Below are 14,641 nucleotides of genomic sequence, written 5' to 3'. Positions count from 1 at the left end.
GCGGTAGGGACTAACCTGCGGGCATGACCCCTGACAACGAGGTTCGCTTTCGCGCCTGTCTGGACGACGTGCCGGCTTACAAGCCGGGCCGTCCGCCGGAGCGCACCGACGGCCGGCCGACGTACAAGTTGTCCAGCAACGAGAACCCGTACCCGCCGCTCCCGGGTGTGCTCGCCGCCGCCGCCGAGGCCGCGGCGCAGATGAACCGCTACCCGGACATGGGTGCGGTCGACCTGCTCGAGGCGCTGTCGGACCGGTTCGGCGTACCGGTCAGCGACCTCGCGGTCGGTACCGGGTCGGTCGCGCTGCTGTACCACCTGCTGCAGGCGACGGTCGCGGACGGTGACGAGGTCGTGTACGCCTGGCGCTCGTTCGAGGCGTACCCGATCGCGGTGCAGCTGACCGGCGCGACGTCGGTCCAGGTGCCGCTGACCGCCGACGCGCGGCACGACTTCAAGGCGATGGAGGCGGCGATCACCGACCGGACGAAGGTCGTGCTGGTCTGTACGCCGAACAACCCGACCGGCCCGGTGGTACGCCGCGACGAGCTGGTCGCGTTCCTGGACGCCGTACCGCCGAACGTGCTGGTCGTGCTGGACGAGGCGTACCGCGAGTTCGTCCGGGAGACCGATGTCGTGGACGGGGTCGAGCTGTACCGTGACCGGCCGAACGTGCTGGTACTGCGGACGTTCTCGAAGGCGTACGGGCTGGCCGGCTTCCGCGTCGGGTACGCGATCGGGCATCCGGCCGTGGTCGGCGCGATCCGCAAGTGCGCGCTCCCGTTCGGGGTCAGCTACGTCGCGCAGGCGGCCGCGATCGCGTCGCTCGCCGTCGAGGACGAGTTGCTGGAACGCGTCGACACGCTCGTCGAGGAGCGCCGCCGGGTGATCGCCGAACTGCAGGCCGCGGGCTGGAACGTCCCGGAGTCGGAGACGAACTTCGTCTGGCTCGAACTCGGCGACGACACCGCGAAGTTCGCCGAGGCCGTTCAGGCCGAGGGCGTGTCGGTGCGCCCGTTCCCCGGCGACGGCGTCCGCATCACCATCGGCGAACCCGAGGCCAACAACCTGTTCCTCACCGTCGCCCGTACCTGGCACCAGTGAGCTCTCTCGTCCGGCACCGACCCGGAGTCCTACGACCTAGCCGTCCTGCTCAACTCCGCGGCCCCACAGATCCTCTCCCCAACGGCTCCTGCATAGACCGCCGAAGCCTCTGAGCGCACACAAAGAAGCGGCGCCGGGAGGAGTGAGGCTTGCTCCCGGCGCCGCGGTGTTGCGCCGAATCAGTCAACCCACCGAGGTGGCTGGTTCGGGTCCTGCATCACTGACCAGGGAGGGTCAGTTGTTCTGCTCGTTGCTCTGCTCGCAGGTCTTCAGCGAGTCGATCGAGTTGCCGCTGTTGTCCAGACCCAGGATGCCGGTCGGGTTCGTCAGCGGAACGGTGCCGCCGATGCCGGTGGCGTCAATCTCGTTGTGGCAGACCTGCCACGGGCCGACCTTGTTGTCGCTGACCGAGACAACGCCGTTGCCGTCGGCCTTGTACCACTTGCGGTTCTGCTGGTTGCTCTGCTCGCAGGTCTTGACGGCGGTGATGCTGTTGCCGTTGTTGCCCCAGCCGATGATGCCGGTGATGTCCTGAGCCGGGACCGTGCCGCCGATGCCAGTACCGGCACCGAAGTTGTGGCAGGCCTGAACTGCACCGAGGTCGTTGCGGTCGAGAGCAACCAGCGAACCGTCCTTGTGCATGCCCCACCAGCGAGCGTGGCCCGCGTCGTAGTTGCCGCCCTGGGAGAGAGCTGACACCTGGTCAGAGAGACCCTGGACCTGGGCCTTCTTCTGCGCGTCGTCGAGCATGTTGGCGCCCGCGAAGCTCGCGACACCAAGGGTAGCAACGGTCGCCGCCGCAGCTGCGATGACGATCTTGCGAGTTACCTGCATTTTGCCAGGTTTCCTTTCGGGTTTGACGGATTCGTCTTAGTGGTAACGACGCCTGGCGCGGCCGGTTACAAACTTTTTTGTCAACTAAATTCCCTGATGCGGCAGTAATATTGGTGAGCGGAAGTTGAGATGGACCTGCCCGTAACCAGGCCACGGGTGCGTCGTTGAGTCAGCGCGGGTGACGGATAGCCCGGTGAATCGGCGGATTGTTTCGGCGGGCTCGGTGGCTGCCGAATTGGCAATAGCACGATTCGTCGGAACAATTTGGAACCATTGCCGGAGTTTCGTGCCGTGTTTTTTCGGGGCAGGGCGCGACCGGCAGCCAGACCCGCTGCCGCGCGCATCGGCAGCGGTGGGAGACCCGGGTCCCTTGGGGCCCGGGTCTTTCCTTTGTCATCCGCCGGCTGTTACGCCCGCCGGCGTTCGGCTGTGACCACCAGGGCGACGCCGACGATGATCACCGCGCCGCCGAGCAGGATCTGCCAGGTCAGCCGCTCGCTCAGGATCAGCCAGCCGAGGAACACCGCGACCGCCGGGTTCACGTACGCGTACGTGCCGACCAGCGAGATCGGGGCGTTCGCGAGCAGATACGAGTACGCCGTGTACGCGAGCAGCGACCCGAACACCACCAGGTACGCCAGCCCGATCCACCCGCTGCCGTGGATCCGGTCGAAGTGCAGCCGCCCCGGCTCACCCCGCAGCACGCCGAACAGCACCATCGCCGTGCCGCCGAAGACCATCTCGTAGAGCGCCGTGACCAGCGGGTCCCGCGGCAGGCCGAGTCGGGGAGCGTACCGCGAACCGATCGCCCAGCAGATCGTGCCGACCACCAGGATCGCCACCGACAACGGCTTCGCGCTCGTGTTGCCACCCGACAGCGCGAGCAGCGCCGCCCCGCCGAATCCGATCAGCACTCCGACCCACGTCATCGCGCGCGGCCGCTCGCCGCCGCCGACGCGCAGCAGCATCAGCCACAGCGGGATCGCCGCGACCAGCAACGCCGCCAGCCCGGACGGGACCGTCTGCTCGGCGATCGCGACCGCGCCGTTGCCGAGGGCAAGCAGCAGGACACCGACCGTGGCCGCTCCGATCGCCTCCCGGCGGGTGATCCGCAGCCGCCGCCATCCCGACTTGAGCGCCAGCCCGGTCGCCATCAGCACCGAGGCGGTGAGGAATCGGGTGGCCATCCCGAGCATCGGCGGGATCTCGGCCTCGACCACGACCCGGATCGCCAGGTACGTCGAACCCCAGACGACGTACACCACCGCGAGCGCGGTCCAGATCGTCGCGCCGGAGGCCGGTCGGGCGCCGGTCCCGGCCACTTCGGCGGGGGCAGTGCCATCGCGACCCTCCTCGGGGTGTCAGGGGTGTTTTATGCGAACGATGCTTACGCTAGGCCTCGCGCGCGGGCGCGCGCAAGCAGGTTTCCGGCCATGCGACGGCCGGATCCCGCCAATGCCGTCCGTCGAGACGAAGTTGTGACACTGCGTCGCCGGGGTGCTGGAGTGCTGGAGGAGGAGCGTGTGGATAGGACCAGTGGATGGACTGGTGTCTCAGCGCAGGACCGATTTCGGTACCGCCGTACCTGCTGGAGTCCAGGAAGTTAGCGGATCAGGCACCTGGTCTGTACGGTGTCCGGCAAGATGGGAGTGAGACCAGTGAGGAGGTCCACTGCCAGCAGTGCATCAACCCCTGGAATCACGCGGACCAGCCTGCGAAAGCCGCATCCGGCAAGAGCGGGGGGACCCGTGCAACGTTGCGGTCGCGGCGATCCCGCGCTCGAACCCGAGGAGTGCATGTGAGTGAGTCGGTGCCGGGCCCTGCCCCGGAAGTGTTCGCGCCACACGAGGCGCCGGTCAGTCCGCCCCAGGCCTCCGAAGAGGTCGAGTTCGTCCAGCTCCTGACGCCCGAAGGCGAGCGCGTCGAGCACCCGGACTACTCGTTCGACCTCGACGACGAGACGATCAAGGGCTTCTACCGGGACATGGTCCTGGTACGCCGGATCGACACCGAGGCGACCGCCCTGCAACGCCAGGGTGAGCTCGGCCTGTGGGCGTCGCTGCTCGGCCAGGAAGCCGCGCAGATCGGATCCGGCCGGGCCCTGAACAAGAAGGACATGGTCTTCCCGACGTACCGGGAGCACGGCGTCGCGTGGTGCCAGGGGGTCAACCCGCTGAACCTGCTCGGCCTGTTCCGCGGCGTCGACCAGGGCGCGTGGGACCCGAAGGACAACAACTTCCACCTGTACACGATCGTGATCGGCGCCCAGACGCTGCACGCGACCGGGTACGCGATGGGCCAGCAGCGCGACCACGCGATCGGCGACGCCGACAACGGCGAGGCCACGGTCGCGTACTTCGGTGACGGCGCCAGCAGCCAGGGTGACGTCAACGAGGCGTTCATCTGGGCCTCGGTGTTCAACGCCCCGGTGGTCTTCTTCTGCCAGAACAACCAGTGGGCGATCTCGGAGCCGATCGACCGGCAGACCCGGATCCCGCTGTATCAGCGCGCGGCCGGCTTCGGCTTCCCCGGCGTCCGCGTCGACGGCAACGACGTACTCGCGACGTACGCCGTCACCCAGCAGGCCCTGAAGCGCGCCCGCGAGGGCAGCGGGCCGACGCTGATCGAGGCGTACACGTACCGGATGGGCGCGCACACCACGTCCGACGACCCGACGAAGTACCGCCTCAACGAGGACCTCGAGCACTGGAAGCTCAAGGACCCGATCGAGCGCGTGCACGCGTACCTGACCCGGCACGCCATGGTCGAGCACGACTTCTTCGACGAGCTCGAGGCCGAGGCGGACAAGGTCGCCGCCGAGCTGCGGGCCGGCTGTCTCGCACTGCCCGACCCGGTGCTCACCGACTTCTTCCAGAACGTGTACGTCGACGAGACGCCGCAACTGGCCGAGCAGCGCGACCAGTACGTCGCGTACGCCGCTTCGTTCGAAGGCGAGGGCTGAGCGATGACCAGGATCACTCTCGGCAAGGCCATCAACGCCGGGCTCCGGGCCGCGATGGAGAAGGACCCGAAGGTCCTCGTGATGGGCGAGGACATCGGCAAGCTCGGGGGAGTCTTCCGGGTCACCGAAGGACTGCAGAAGGACTTCGGCGAGGACCGGGTGATCGACACCCCGCTGGCCGAGTCCGGGATCATCGGTACGGCGGTCGGGCTCGCACTGCGCGGGTACCGCCCGGTGTGTGAGATCCAGTTCGACGGGTTCGTGTTCCCGGCGTACGACCAGATCATCAGCCAGGTCGCGAAGATGCACTACCGGTCGATGGGCAAGATCAGGATGCCGATCGTCATCCGGATCCCGTACGGCGGCGGCATCGGCGCCGTCGAGCACCACTCGGAGTCGCCGGAGACGCTGTTCGCGCACGTGCCAGGGCTCAAGGTGATCTCCTGCGGTGACCCGGTCGACGCGTACTGGATGATCCAGCAGGCGATCGCGTCCGACGACCCGATCGTGTTCTTCGAGCCGAAGCGGCGCTACCACGAGAAGGCCGAGCTGGACGAGTCCACGCCGCCGGAGCTGCCGCTGCACAAGGCGAAGGTGGTCCGGGAGGGTACGGACGCGACCCTGCTCTGTTACGGGCCGATGGTGAAGACGTGTCTGCAGGCGGCCGAGGCCGCGGTCGAGGACGGGCGCAACCTGGAGGTCGTGGACCTGCGGACGATCGCACCGTTCGACCTGGCGACGATCTTTGCCTCCGTGAAGAAGACCCGGCGGGCGGTCGTGGTGCACGAGGCGCCGTACTCGTTCGGTCCGGGGTCGGAGATCGCGGCGCGGGTGACGGAGGAGTGCTTCTATCACCTGGAGGCGCCGGTACTGCGCGTGACCGGGTACGACACGCCGTACCCGCCGTCGCGGATGGAGGACGAGTACCTGCCCGGCCTGGATCGCGTCCTGGACGGCGTCGACCGGGTGATGGGGTACTGATGGGCATCCAGCAGTTCCGCCTCCCCGACGTCGGTGAGGGGCTGGTCGAGGCCGAGATCGTCAGCTGGAAGGTCAAGCCCGGCGACACGGTCAAACTCAACGACACCGTCGTCGAGATCGAGACCGCCAAGTCGTTGGTCGAGCTCCCGGTTCCCTTCGCCGGTGTGATCACCGAGCTGTTGGTGCCGGAGGGCGAGACAGTCCCGGTCGGTACGCCGATCATCTCTGTGCAGACCGAGTCCGCGGGCGAGCAGCCGCCCGCTCCGGAGCCGGAGGAGACCGGCGGCCGTACGGCGGTCCTCGTCGGCTACGGCCCCAAAACCACCGAAGCCAAACGCCGCCAACGCAAACCCGCCGTAGGCGCGGCGCACGCGGCGCACGCGGCTGGTGGTGTGGGCAGCGCCACCGCAGCACCCGCACCCGGCGCAGCCGCCCTGGCGGCACCCCCCGTCCCACCCCCAGCACCTGCTGCGCCTCCGGCGTACGCACCGGGCGCCCCGGCCGGGCCTGCCCAAACGCCTGCCGTACCCCCGGCGTATGCGCCCGCCCCTTCCACCCAGGCGCCGGTTACCGGGGGGAACGGGGTCGTGCATGTACTGGCGAAGCCGCCCGTGCGGAAGCTTGCCAAGGATCTGGGGATCGATCTGGGAGCAGTCGCACCGACTGGCGCCGGTGGCGTGATCACGCGGGCGGACGTGGAGGCGTACGTCGCGACCCCGGCCGCGCCGCCCGTTGACGAACTGCCGAGCGTGTCGGCGTACCGGCCCGCACCGGTGGTGAGCACACAAGGCGACACCCGCGTACCGGTGAAGGGCGTACAGAAGGTGATGGCACAGGCGATGGTTGCCAGTGCGTTCACCGCGCCGCACGTGACCGAGTGGATCACCGTCGACGTCAGCGCCACGATGGAACTCGTCGAGCGACTGAAGGCCGACAAGGCGTTCCGCGACCTCCGCGTCTCCCCGCTGCTGATCGTCGCGAAGGCCGTCACGCTGGCGGCCCGCCGTACGCCGATCGTCAACGCGTCCTGGGACGAACAGGCCCAGGAGATCGTCTACAAGGGCGCCGTCAACCTCGGCATCGCCGCAGCCACCCCGCGCGGGCTGATCGTCCCGAACATCAAGGGCGCCGACTCGCGCACCCTGCCCGACCTCTGCAAGGCGCTGAACGAGCTGGTCGCCACCGCCCGCGAAGGCAGGACACAGCCGGCGGACCAGGCGGGCGGTTCGTTCACGATCACCAACGTCGGCGTGTTCGGCGTCGACGCCGGTACGCCGATCATCAACCCGGGCGAGGCCGCGATCCTCGCGTTCGGCGCGGTCCGCAAGCAGCCGTGGGTGGTGGCCGACGAGATCGTCCCGCGCTGGATCACCACGCTCGCGCTGTCGTTCGACCACCGCCTGATCGACGGCGAAAAGGGCTCCACCTTCCTCGCCGACGTAGCAAGCATCCTCGAGGACCCGGCCCGCGCACTGATGTTCTGAACCCGGTAGGCCCGGGTGATCCCACTCGGGCCTACGACGCGCGGCCTCTTCGGCCAGCTTTCCGGAAACAATCTTGCGCTGGGCGACGGAGATGTTCCGGAAAGACGCGTTGACCTCAACCGCTTGGGTGCGGTAGGTGTCGCCGACCTGCACGTCCGCGCCATCACCACCGCGTCCGCCGCCACCCTCGGCTGGAACGCCCGCCCCCTTGAAACAACCTCGTGGAAACTGCCGAAAGGCACGTACAGAGGCTGGGTCTTCATGCTGCAGGGCTTCTGGGCCCAGACCCGCGGCACCCCCGCCGCCATCGCCGCGCTCCGCGAGACCAGCATCATCTTCGGCGCCGTCATCGGCGCCCTCGTCTTCCACGAACGCTTCGGCCCCAAACGAGCCACCGCCGCAGCCGTGGTGGTCGCCGGCATCGTCCTGATCACCACCGGTTAGAAAGTGCGGGATCCGCAGTACCCGATCAACTCGGCAACCGCGAACCAACGCCCATCGACTCATCGATCGCCGACTTCGCAGGGGGTGGTCGTCAATGCACTCGTGGGAGATGATGCCGCGGTGGAGTATGACGTGACCATTCGGCAGGTTCAGGCCCGTCCGACTGCGGTCGTGGTCGCCGGCACTACGTGGCGGGAGTTCCCCGCACTCTGGGGGCGGCTGCTCGGTGAGGTCTGGGACTGCCTCCGAGCGGGCGGGATCACCAGCGGTTGCCGCAACGTCATGCTCTACCGCGACGACGTACCGAACGTGGAGGTCGGCGTCGTGCTCGAGCAGCCATGCCCCCTCACCGGCCGGGTGGTCACCTCTCACCTGCCCGAGGGAACCGCCGCGGTCACGGTCCATCACGGGCCTTTTGCGGGCGTCGGGGCAGCTCACGACGCCGTTGTGGCTTGGTGCTCCGCCCATGGGAACGAACCGACCCGCACGCGCTGGGAGGTGTACGGACCGCACAACGACGACCCGAACCAGCAGTGGACCGAGGTCTACTGGCTCGTCACCGGAAGCGATCAAAGCAGCTGAATGCCGGCACACCAACAACCGTCACGCTGGCCGACCCCCTCGGAAACCGAGCCGTCATCAGCGCCGCCACAGGCGCCCGACTCACCCTCTATCCCCACCTGCAGTAGACCCAGCCGTCTAGCGCCGCCGCCAAGGCCTGCGCTCCCGGGAATCCCAGGCCACCTGAGCGCACCCGGCAGTCGCGTACCGCGGCCAGTCCCCGAACCGCGAATGCCACCGACGACTCACCCGGGCTGCGGCGATGGCCTAGTAGTCGCATGCGAGCGATAGCCCGCAGCCGGTAGCCCGTAGACCGCAGCCGGTAGCCCGCAGCTCGCCGCCGGTGGCCGGCAAGTCGCGGCGATCGTCGGATGCTCCCCCGGCGGTAACCGGAAGCAGATAGGCCCGCTCGGGTCGAGGACGTCGTACGGCGGCTCTCGAAGCGGATCGACTCCGACCAGCGCGTGGTGGACCGGCGGCAGCCGGACGGTGGGTGGGGCGGCGTGTAGCTCGGCGACGGAGGAGCCGTGCGAAGGAACCGCTGTGGGCTGACGTAGTACACAGCCTGTCAGCTCTTCCTGATTCCAGTACGCCTGGCTGTCAGTTCTTTGGGGTGAGTGGGGGTCCCGGGCGGTGGACCCCCACTCGGCTTAGTGGGTTACGGCGTCCAGGGCGTCGGCGATGCCTTCGCCATAGAAGGAGTTGTTGGCGGTGGTGCCGGTGCAGCGGGCGTCGGGGGTGGTGGGGCAAGCCGCGTCGTCGGCCTCTTGTTGGAGGGCTCGTTCGATGGCGCGCGGGCCCCAGGACGGGTGGGTGGACTTGATGAGGGCGGCGATGCCGGTGACGTGGGGGGAGGCCATCGAGGTGCCGCTCATCAGGCCGTAGCCGCCGCCGGGCAGGGTGGAGAGGATCGAGCTGCCGGGGGCGGCTACGTCGATCTTGTTGAGGCCGAAGTTCGAGAAGCTGCTCCGCGAGCCGGTCCGCGTGGTGCTGGCGACGGTGATCACGCCGGGGAGTTCGGTCGGCATGTCGAGGCAGTTGTTGTTGATCGTCCGCGGGGTCGCGGTCGAGTCGTTCGGGCTGCCGTTGTCGGTGGTCTTGTTGGCGAGGTCGTAGTTCGAGTTACCCGCCGCCGCGACGGAGAGGGTGCCCTGGCCGGTGGCCCAGGCGTACGCGCGCCGTACCGCTTCCTGGACCGCGCCCTGGTCGCCGTTGTCCTTGCACCAGAACTCGAACGGGTCGATGAAGTAGCTGTGGTTGGTGACGGCCATGTGGTGTTCGGCGGCCCAGACGATCCCGCAGATCGAGTACTCCGGGTAGATGAAGCCGCTGTCGTTCACGACCTTGACGGACGCGATCCGGACGCCGGGCGCGACGCCGACGATGCCGATGCCGTTCCGCGCGGCCGCGACGGTGCCGGCGACGTGCGTACCGTGCGAGCTGGTCGTCGGCCGCCAGGCGCCGACAGTCCGATCCGGTACGCCGTTGTTGATGCAGCTGACCGAGTCCGCCGCGTCGAAGTTCGGGGCGAGGTCCGGGTGGTTGTCGTCGACGCCGCTGTCGTTGATGCCGACCAGCACGCTGCGGGAACCGTCGGTGACCGCGTGCGCCTGGTCCGCCTTGATCTGCTGCATGTCCCACTGCTCGCCCTCGCGCGGGTCGGCAACCGGGGTCGCAGTGCTCTCGTCGACCGCGTTCATGCCACCTTCGCTGACCGCGGCGGTGCGGGTGGCGCCGACCGACTCGACCTCACGGCCGTTGTGGGTCGCGCGGATGTCGGTACGGAAGTCGGGGTTGGTGGACTGCGCGATCACCACGCCGAGCTGCCGGTACGAGACCAGGACCTTTCCGCCGGCGTCCTTGATCGCGTCCTCGGTCTTGCGGACGTGACCGGGCGTGGCCTTCGTGTTGACCACGTAGTTCATCAACGGGCCGGTGGTCGTGGCCGCGTGGGCGCCGGTGGTGGCGCCGAGTGACACGGACGCCAGCGCGGCCGCGGAGAGGGCGGCCGCCAGCCGGCGGGGACGGGGAGTTCGGGACACGAGGCCCTCCTCAGGGGCAGGGGCCGGACGGACGGGTCCGGACCGATAACCCGAGACTCTAGGCCGGATCGCGGAGAAGCGGAGTTCTTCATCCACAACGCAGGGGAAACCCTGCATGCAGCCGCGAAATCACGCTCAGTTGCACACATCGTGTGGATACGCCTGTGGATAACCTGGGGAATACTCGGCTTCGACAGTGGATTGTCTCCGTGTGTAGGATAGATACAACAAAGATACGAGTCGTATGGGTGGGGTGGCAGTGGCAGGCGGGAACGCGGCACGTGACGCGTTGACATTGGGTGACGAGACCGCGGAGATCGCGCGGGTGGTGGTCGAGGCGGCGCCGGGGGTGGAGAAGATCCCCGCGGCGGAGCGTGTGTACGCGTACGTGAAGGCCGCGATCCTCGACCGGGCCTACCCGGGAGGCGAACTGCTCACCGAGGGTGAGCTGGCAACCGCGGTCGGTGTCTCCCGTACGCCGGTCCGCGAGGCCCTGCTTCGCCTCGAGGAGTCCGGCCTGGTCAAGCTCTACCCGAAGAAGGGTGCGCTCGTCCTCCCGGTGCTGCCGCAGGAGATCGAGGACGTGCTCGAGGCCCGCGAGCTGATCGAGACGCACGCCGCCGCCAAGGTCTGGCCGCGCCGCAAGAAGCTGATCGAGGCGCTGATCGCCCGCGTCGACGAGATGCGCGCACACCGCAAAGCCGGTGACGCGAAGAGCTTCCTGGAGGCCGACCGCGCCTTCCACGAGGCGATCGTCGATGCCGCAGGCAACCAAATCCTGGCCAAGCTCTACAACAGCCTCCGGGACCGCCAGGTCCGGATGGGGGTGCCCGGGATCGAGGTCCAGCCGGCCCGGATGGACAAGTCGATCACCGCGCACCAGGAGCTGATCGAGGCCCTCGGCGGCAACAGTGTGAAGCGCTTCCGTGAGCTCGTGATCGCCCACATCGAGACCGCCGCGACGGATCTGCGGGGCACTCGGTGAACGAACTTCGCTACCCTCTGGGCGGACGGCGTGCCTGGGCGGTGTGGGCCACCGCTGTCCTGACGTACCTCGTCACCGTGCTGCACCGCGGCTCCATGAGCGTGGCAGGTCTGCAGGCCGCGGAACGCTTCCACATCTCCGCATCCGCGCTGGCCAGCTTCACCGTCGTGCAGCTCACGGTGTACGCCGCCATGCAGGTCCCCGTCGGCGTACTGCTCGACCGTTACGGTTCCAAGCGCCTCTTGATCGCTGCGTCCGGCCTGCTGTTCGTAGCGCAGTCCGCGTTCAGCATGGTCAATTCGTACCCCGCTGCGCTCGCTGCCCGCGCAGTGCTGGGTGTTGGCGACGCACTGGTGTTCATCAGTGTGCTGCGCGTGGTCATGTCCTGGTTCCCTGCGCTACGCCAGCCCGTGATGTCACAGGCGACAGGAATGCTCGGTGGTCTCGGTGCGATCATGTCGACCGTTCCGATGGCTGCTGCCTTCCACGCGTTCGGCTGGACGCCCACGTTCGCCGCTGCGTCAGTGCTGAGCCTCGCGACCGGCGTACTCGTACTGCTGCTCGTCAAGAACACTCCGTACGACGAACCGCTCCGCCGCGCCAAGCTGCCGTTCGACGAGGTCAAGAAGAACCTGCGCCGCGCCTGGAACGAACCGGGCACACGTCTGGGCCTGTGGACGCACTTCACGACGAGCTTCTCCGGGAGCACCTTCGGACTGCTCTGGGGTTACCCGTTCCTCGTACAGGGACAGGGGGTCGCCCCAACGACTGCCGCGGCCATGCTGATCATCCCAGTACTCGCCGGCCTCTGCTACGGGCCTGTTGTCGGACGGTACGCCGCCAAGTTCCCGTTCTACCGCTCGTGGATCGTGCTGGCGGTAATCGCGGGCTCCGTCGTGATGTGGACCGTCGTACTGCTCTGGCCGGGCCGTGCACCGATGCCGGTACTGCTGGCGCTGATCGTCGTACAGGCGGCCGGTGGACCGGGCTCGATGCTCGGGCTGGACTACGCCCGTACGTTCAACCCGACTACTCGGTTCGGCGCCGCGAACGGGATGGTCAACACCGGAGGCTTCATCGCGACGCTGCTCTGCATCGGGATGGTCGGCGTACTGCTGGACGCCTCGTCCGGCGGTGCCCCGATGGCGATCGGCGACTTCAAGGTCGCGCTGGCGTTCCAGTACGTGTTGTGGGCGATCGGCACCCGCCAGATCCTCAAGTACCGCCGGAAGGCCCGTGGCAACCTGGCCCGCTACAACCCGGAGGCATACCAGGCACTGCTGGCCAACCGGGTCCTGCCGCTGGAGGCTGAGACAGCGCGCTGACACGGGCTGACAGCGGAAAGCCAGGGCGGTGCCAGGGGTGAGCGAGACGGTAGTCCCAGTGCAGTAAGGCAACTGGGAGGAACCGATGACCACAACGAATCAGGTCGCCATCGAGGCGGTCGGTCTGGTCAAGAAATATGGCAGTACGACCGCGCTTGCCGGCGTCGACCTGAGCGTGCCGACCGGTACGGTTCTCGGGGTCCTCGGCCCGAACGGCGCCGGTAAGACGACCGCGGTCCGCATCCTCGGCACGCTGCTCCGGCCGGACGCCGGGCATGCCACGGTCGGCGGGTACGACGTCGTCCGCGAAGCCGGGAAGGTCCGCAGCATCATCGGCCTGACCGGGCAGTACGCGTCGGTCGACGAGGACATGTCCGGGCGCCGGAACCTGATCATGATCGGCCGGCTGCTCGGGTACTCACGGCCGCGGGCCCGTACCACGGCGGACGAACTGCTGGAGCGGTTCGAGCTGACCGACGCGGGCGACCGGATCGCGAAGACGTACTCCGGCGGTATGCGCCGCCGGCTCGACCTGGCCGCGAGCCTGGTCGGCAGCCCGAGCATCCTGTACCTCGACGAGCCCACCACTGGCCTCGACCCGCACGCCCGCAACGGCGTCTGGGAGACAATACGGAACCTGGTGCTCGACGGGACCACCGTACTGCTGACCACGCAGTACCTCGAAGAGGCCGACGCGCTCGCCGACTCGATCGTGGTGTTCGACAAGGGCGCCGTGGTCGCGAACGGCCGGCCGGCCGAGCTGAAGGCGCAGGCCGGCAAACAATCGCTGGACGTCCGCCCGGCGGAGCCCTCGCACATCGAGCGGGTGGCCGCGATCGTCGCCGAATCGGTCGGTACCCGGCCGACCGTCGACGTGGTGAACACGCTGGTCAGCGTGCCGGTGACGGACGGCTCGTCGATGCCGGTCGTCGTACGGCGGCTGGACGAGGCCGGGATCGCGGTGACCGAGCTGTCGCTGCGGCTGCCCAGCCTGGACGAGGTGTTCCTGGCGCTGACCGGTCACACCACCGAAGAGCCGAAGATCCTGGAAGGAGCGGGCCGATGACCACCGCGACACTCGAGCCGACCCACCTGGCCCGGCGGGCCAACCCGTTCGCCTGGGTGCAGCAGAGCCTGACGCTCGCCTGGCGGAACGTCGTACGGATCCGGCAGAACCCGGAAGCCCTGGCAGACGTGACGTTCCAGCCCATCATCTTCCTGGTGCTGTTCCTGTTCGTGTTCGGCGGCGCGATCGCGCAGGGCGGCGGCTGGCGCGACTACCTGCCGTTCCTGCTGCCCGGTCTGCTGGTGCAGACGGTGGTGTTCTCCACGATGGGCACCGGCGTGGCGCTGAACGACGACTTCGCGAAGGGCGTGTTCGACCGGTTCCGGGCGCTGCCGATCGCCCGGATCGCGCCGCTGGTCGGAGCGGTGCTCGGCGACGCGGTCCGGTACTCGCTCTCGATCGTGATCCTGATGGGGACCGGGTTCGCGCTCGGGTTCCGGTTCCGGAACGGCGTCGGGTACGGCGTCCTCGCGCTGGTCGTCGTACTGGCGTTCGCGTTGTCGATGTGCTGGATCTGGGTCTGGCTCGGGCTGTCGCTGAAGACCGCGCAGGGCGTGCAGGGTGTGGCGTTCCTGGTGATGTTCCCGCTGACGTTCGGCAGCAACGTGTTCGTGCAGACCAGCACGCTGCCCGGGTTCCTGCAGGCGTTCGTGAACGTCAACCCGGTCAAGTACCTGGTCGACACGATGCGCGGCCTGATGCTCGGCGGCCCGATCGAGAAGCCGCTGCTGATCACGCTCGCCTGGATGGTCGGCCTGGTCGGCGTCTTCGCCCCGCTCGCGATCCGCGCGTACCGCCGCCGTACCTGAACCTGCACGCACGCAGAACCCGTCGAATCGGCCGAATCCGCGCCG

At 68.3% G+C, this 14,641-nt stretch carries 13 protein-coding genes; 10 read left to right on the top strand and 3 right to left on the bottom strand.

Annotated elements, in window-relative coordinates:
* Positions 1-23: 23 nt before the first annotated feature.
* Positions 24-1,103 carry a histidinol-phosphate transaminase gene (gene hisC, locus JOF29_RS22870; protein WP_209696532.1) on the top strand — a complete coding sequence of 360 codons (1,080 nt, stop codon included), beginning with the start codon at positions 24-26 and terminating at the stop codon, positions 1,101-1,103.
* Positions 1,104-1,337: 234 nt separating this feature from the next.
* Here the strand turns inward: hisC and JOF29_RS22865 are convergent, their stop codons facing one another.
* Together JOF29_RS22865 and JOF29_RS45495 are read right to left on the bottom strand one after the other, a co-directional pair.
* Complete coding sequence (locus JOF29_RS22865) at positions 1,338-1,937, bottom strand: hypothetical protein (RefSeq protein ID WP_209696531.1); 600 nt, start codon at positions 1,935-1,937, stop codon at positions 1,338-1,340.
* A 407-nt stretch (positions 1,938-2,344) separates the two neighbouring features.
* Positions 2,345-3,259 carry an EamA family transporter gene (locus JOF29_RS45495; protein WP_209696530.1) on the bottom strand — a complete coding sequence of 305 codons (915 nt, stop codon included), beginning with the start codon at positions 3,257-3,259 and terminating at the stop codon, positions 2,345-2,347.
* A gap of 476 nt (positions 3,260-3,735) precedes the next feature.
* Here JOF29_RS45495 and pdhA point away from each other — a divergent pair, with 476 nt between their 5' ends.
* From pdhA to JOF29_RS22835, 5 genes are all read left to right on the top strand, one after another.
* Positions 3,736-4,899 (top strand): pyruvate dehydrogenase (acetyl-transferring) E1 component subunit alpha, encoded by a 1,164-nt coding sequence (gene pdhA, locus JOF29_RS22855; protein WP_209696529.1) that lies wholly within the window; start codon positions 3,736-3,738, stop codon positions 4,897-4,899.
* Between the two features lie 3 nt (positions 4,900-4,902).
* On the top strand, positions 4,903-5,880 hold the full coding sequence (locus JOF29_RS22850; RefSeq protein ID WP_209696528.1) for an alpha-ketoacid dehydrogenase subunit beta: 978 nt from the start codon (positions 4,903-4,905) through the stop codon (positions 5,878-5,880).
* On the top strand, positions 5,880-7,364 hold the full coding sequence (locus JOF29_RS22845) for a dihydrolipoamide acetyltransferase family protein (RefSeq protein WP_209696527.1): 1,485 nt from the start codon (positions 5,880-5,882) through the stop codon (positions 7,362-7,364). Before JOF29_RS22850 ends, JOF29_RS22845 begins: the two co-directional genes overlap by 1 nt.
* A gap of 123 nt (positions 7,365-7,487) precedes the next feature.
* Positions 7,488-7,808, top strand: coding sequence for an EamA family transporter (locus JOF29_RS22840; protein ID WP_209696526.1), 321 nt, complete (start codon positions 7,488-7,490; stop codon positions 7,806-7,808).
* 132 nt (positions 7,809-7,940) lie between these two features.
* Complete coding sequence (locus JOF29_RS22835; RefSeq protein ID WP_209696525.1) at positions 7,941-8,390, top strand: GyrI-like domain-containing protein; 450 nt, start codon at positions 7,941-7,943, stop codon at positions 8,388-8,390.
* A gap of 629 nt (positions 8,391-9,019) precedes the next feature.
* On the opposite strand, the gene JOF29_RS22830 is transcribed toward JOF29_RS22835, so the two are convergent.
* Positions 9,020-10,411, bottom strand: coding sequence for a S8 family peptidase (locus tag JOF29_RS22830; protein ID WP_209696524.1), 1,392 nt, complete (start codon positions 10,409-10,411; stop codon positions 9,020-9,022).
* A gap of 253 nt (positions 10,412-10,664) precedes the next feature.
* On the opposite strand from JOF29_RS22830, the gene JOF29_RS22825 reads away from it, so the two are divergent.
* The 4 genes from JOF29_RS22825 (at position 10,665) to JOF29_RS22810 (ending at position 14,596) form a co-directional block, all read left to right on the top strand.
* Positions 10,665-11,396, top strand: coding sequence for a GntR family transcriptional regulator (locus JOF29_RS22825; protein ID WP_307863612.1), 732 nt, complete (start codon positions 10,665-10,667; stop codon positions 11,394-11,396).
* On the top strand, positions 11,393-12,721 hold the full coding sequence (locus JOF29_RS22820; protein WP_209696523.1) for an MFS transporter: 1,329 nt from the start codon (positions 11,393-11,395) through the stop codon (positions 12,719-12,721). Before JOF29_RS22825 ends, JOF29_RS22820 begins: the two co-directional genes overlap by 4 nt.
* Before the next feature lie 85 nt (positions 12,722-12,806).
* On the top strand, positions 12,807-13,787 hold the full coding sequence (locus tag JOF29_RS22815) for an ATP-binding cassette domain-containing protein (RefSeq protein WP_209696522.1): 981 nt from the start codon (positions 12,807-12,809) through the stop codon (positions 13,785-13,787).
* Positions 13,784-14,596 carry an ABC transporter permease gene (locus tag JOF29_RS22810; protein ID WP_209696521.1) on the top strand — a complete coding sequence of 271 codons (813 nt, stop codon included), beginning with the start codon at positions 13,784-13,786 and terminating at the stop codon, positions 14,594-14,596. The genes JOF29_RS22815 and JOF29_RS22810 overlap by 4 nt, the downstream gene beginning before the upstream one ends.
* Positions 14,597-14,641: the final 45 nt, after the last annotated feature.

It is taken from the genome of Kribbella aluminosa (assembly GCF_017876295.1).
Lineage (GTDB): Bacteria > Actinomycetota > Actinomycetes > Propionibacteriales > Kribbellaceae > Kribbella > Kribbella aluminosa.
Note: the sequence above shows the minus strand (reverse complement) of the source record. Positions and strands in the feature narration are given on the sequence as shown.